Source organism: Mesorhizobium sp. M7A.F.Ca.MR.362.00.0.0 (genome assembly GCF_004023175.1).
In the GTDB taxonomy this organism is placed as follows: domain Bacteria; phylum Pseudomonadota; class Alphaproteobacteria; order Rhizobiales; family Rhizobiaceae; genus Mesorhizobium.
The window spans coordinates 2306-5359 of the sequence record NZ_RZTF01000035.1 but is presented as its reverse complement, the minus strand read 5'-3'; the positions used below and the strand labels follow the sequence as shown (position 1 = coordinate 5359).

Annotated in this window: 3 protein-coding genes and 1 pseudogene; 1 reads left to right on the top strand and 3 read right to left on the bottom strand. The window is 61.8% G+C overall.

What is annotated here, in order from left to right:
• A pseudogene (locus tag EOC06_RS41935) lies at nucleotides 1-954 on the top strand (bifunctional [glutamine synthetase] adenylyltransferase/[glutamine synthetase]-adenylyl-L-tyrosine phosphorylase); the annotation flags it as partial.
• A 59-nt stretch (nucleotides 955-1013) separates the two neighbouring features.
• Here the strand turns inward: EOC06_RS41935 and EOC06_RS07640 are convergent.
• The 3 genes from EOC06_RS07640 to EOC06_RS41930 form a co-directional block, all read right to left on the bottom strand.
• The gene (locus EOC06_RS07640) at nucleotides 1014-1451 is read right to left on the bottom strand and encodes a type II toxin-antitoxin system PemK/MazF family toxin (protein ID WP_127327205.1); all 438 of its coding nucleotides are present in this window, start codon (nucleotides 1449-1451) and stop codon (nucleotides 1014-1016) included.
• Entirely contained in the window at nucleotides 1448-1708 is a 261-nt protein-coding gene (locus EOC06_RS07635) for a type II toxin-antitoxin system prevent-host-death family antitoxin (protein ID WP_127327206.1), read from the bottom strand. Before EOC06_RS07635 ends, EOC06_RS07640 begins: the two co-directional genes overlap by 4 nt.
• 108 nt (nucleotides 1709-1816) lie before the next feature.
• On the bottom strand, nucleotides 1817-3054 hold a 1238-nt coding region (locus EOC06_RS41930; RefSeq protein WP_245469391.1), incomplete at its 5' end, for a PAS domain-containing sensor histidine kinase.

Genomic DNA, 3054 nt, shown 5'->3' with positions numbered 1-3054 from the left:
GGCCGCGCTTTTTCCGATCTGGCGGATCTCACCATCGAGGCTGCGTTGCAGGCGGTGACGGCCGAATTCGCGGCACGCCACGGCACGATTGCCGGCGGCGTGGTTGCGCTGCTCGGTATGGGCAAGCTCGGCAGCCGCGAGCTGACCGCCGGATCGGATGTCGACCTGATCCTGCTCTACGACCACGCGTCGGATGCCGAAGAGTCCGATGGCGACAAGCCGCTGGCACCTTCGCATTACTACACCCGCATGACGCAAAGGCTGATCGCGGCGGTGTCCGCGCCGACGGCGGAGGGGGTGCTCTACGAACTCGACCTGCGCCTGCGGCCGTCCGGCAACAAGGGACCGGTGGCCACCCATATCGATGCCTTCAAGAAATACCAGCGCCAGGAAGCCTGGACCTGGGAACACATGGCGCTGGTCCGCGCCCGCGCCATTGCTGGCGACGCCAGCCTGTGCGGCGAGGTTGAAGCGGAAGTAGCGGCTGTACTTGGCCAGCCGCGCGATGCTGCAAAGGTGATGGCCGAGGCTGCGGACATGCGGGCTATGATCCAGAAGGAAAAGCCGCCGCGCGATCTCTGGGACATCAAGCTTATTCCCGGAGGATTGATCGATCTGGAATTCATCGCCCAGGTGGCCGTCATTACCGGGCAGGTCGAGACCGGACGCCGCGCCACCGGCACCGCCGAGATCCTGTCGCGCCTCGAACCGGGCTTCGCCGATGCCGGGATCAGGCAGGAGCTTGGCGACGCCTACGCGCTCGATCTTGCACTGACCCAGATGACGCGGCTGTGCCTCACCGGAGCCTTTGAGCGCGACGACGTTCCGCCGGGGCTTTCGGATCTGCTTCTGGCGGTGACCGACTTGCCGGATTTCGGTGTGCTGGAAGCACACCTCAAGGAGACGTCGCAAAAGGTCAGGAAGGACTTCGACCTTTTGCTTCGTACGGGATGACCGTGAAGCGATCGTCCCCTGGAACCGAAGACGTTTCGTGCTCTTCCGGTCTCATGCAGCTACTCTGTTCGCCGAATCTGCTGGAGCGCCCGGCTCGCGTGAGACTGCAAAATCCGGTCGCGCAGATAGGCATAGAAACGCGGCGGCAGCATGCCATAGTCGAATCGGGACGGTTTGCTGCCCGCGATGGGCCTGAGATCGGGACCCGGCCAGAGGAAGTCATTGGTTTCGGTCACGACGATCCATGACGGCGTGTCATCGAGACCGAGATGGGCTTTGAGTGGCGCAGGTATTTCTACTGCATCGGCAGGATCAGCCGGTGGCGAGTGTGTGACCGGAACGACCGTTATAACTTCACGGCCTTCCACGACCCGGCGCGCGGCGACAATGGCGCATGGTCGGTTTTTGCGACCTTCTTCGGCACCCTTTTCGTGTTCTCTCACCCAGAGGTAAGAATAGGAAATCACCAGACCCGGGATAGGTTTGGGCAGGCTCACGGTGTCCAGTCTTTAAGCATCGCATCGAGCCCGGTATATTCGCTCGGTACGGCGCTTTCGGCGATGGCGTTCAGCGTCTCATCGTCCAGTTCTTCCGCGTTACGGGCGACTCGTCCCTTGACCAACACCTCGAACATCGCCGCCGACAGGAGTACCGTGTGGGTCCGGCCATTCTTTGTGATTGCGACCGGCGCACGCTGGGCAGCGTCCTGAAAACGCCCGACATTCTGCTGGAATTCTGTTGAAGTCACTCGCATGACAATGCCTCTCTTTTCTATCTAAAATAGATAAAATAGATAGTTTTGTCAAAGCATCTCACCTTGGGCCTGCGAGGTGGGATCAAGCTTGGAATGGTGATGAAATCTTCAGGCTGCGGCCTTGATCGCCGGCGCGGCCTTCTTCACCGGGATGCGCACCGACACGATCGTGCCGACTCCTTCGCTCGACCGGATCTTCAGCGCGCCGCCCTGGAGTTCGGCCAGCGAACGTGAGATGGCAAGACCAAGGCCGGACCCGGCATGGCTCTTGGAGAACTGGTTCTGCACCTGCTCGAAAGGCCGTCCGAGTTTGCCGAGCGCATCCTTGGGGATGCCGCAGCCATTGTCCTCGATCGTCAGCACCAGCGCGCCGGATGTGTTGCGGGCCCTGACCGATATGTGGCCGCCCTGGCCGGTGAACTTCACCGCATTGGACAAAAGGTTGATGACGATCTGCTTGATCGCACGGCGATCGGCGACCAGCGTCAGCGCATCGGCAATGCGCGTTTCCACGGTGATGGCCTTTTGCGCCGCCTGCAGCGAAACGACGCGTACGGTTTCGCTGATCAGCGGGCCGAGGTCGATCTCTTCCCGGTCCAGAGAGAACTGGCCGGCTTCGATCTTGGACATATCGAGAATGTCGTTGATGACGCCCAGGAGATATTTGCCGCTGCTGTTGATGTCGGTGGCATATTCCTCGTAGCGCTCCGATCCGAGCGGGCCGAACAGCCCCTGTTCCATCAGTTCGGAGAAGCCGATGATGGCGTTCAGCGGCGTGCGCAACTCATGCGACATGTTGGCCAGGAACTCGGATTTGGCCCGGTTCGCCGCTTCGGCGCGTTCGGTTTCCTTCATGTACTTGCGGTTGAGGTCGACCAGTTCGCGCGAACGCTCCTCTTCGGCCCGCCGCGCCAGGCTGAGATCATGGATCGTCGCCATCAACCGGCGCTCGCTGTCGACCAGCTTCTCCTGGTGCAGCTTGATCTGGGTGATGTCGGAGCCGACCGAGACGATGCCGCCGTCCCGGGTCTTCAGTTCGTTGACCTGCAGCCAGCGGCCATCGGCCAGCTGCCGCTCGAAAGTGGCGCCGCCCTGCAGGCCGCTGGTGTGGGCAAGCCGCCGTTCGGAAGCAAAGGCCAGCATGCGTTCTTCCAGCGCCGCGCGCGCGGTGCCCGGCATCACGTCGCGGTCCGAAAGTCCGTTGTCCTGCTGGTATTTGGAATTGCACATGATCAGGCGTTGCGCCGAATCCCACAGCACGAAGGATTCGTTGATGTTCTCGATCGCCGTTCTGAGGCGAAGGTCGGCCGCCTCGGAACGCAGCGCCAGATGGCGCTGTTCAGTGA

What these genes read in the sequence shown, in the direction of transcription:
- EOC06_RS07635 (WP_127327206.1), bottom strand. Translation starts at nt 1,708, where the DNA reads ATGCGAGTGACTTCAACAGAATTCCAGCAGAATGTCGGGCGTTTTCAG.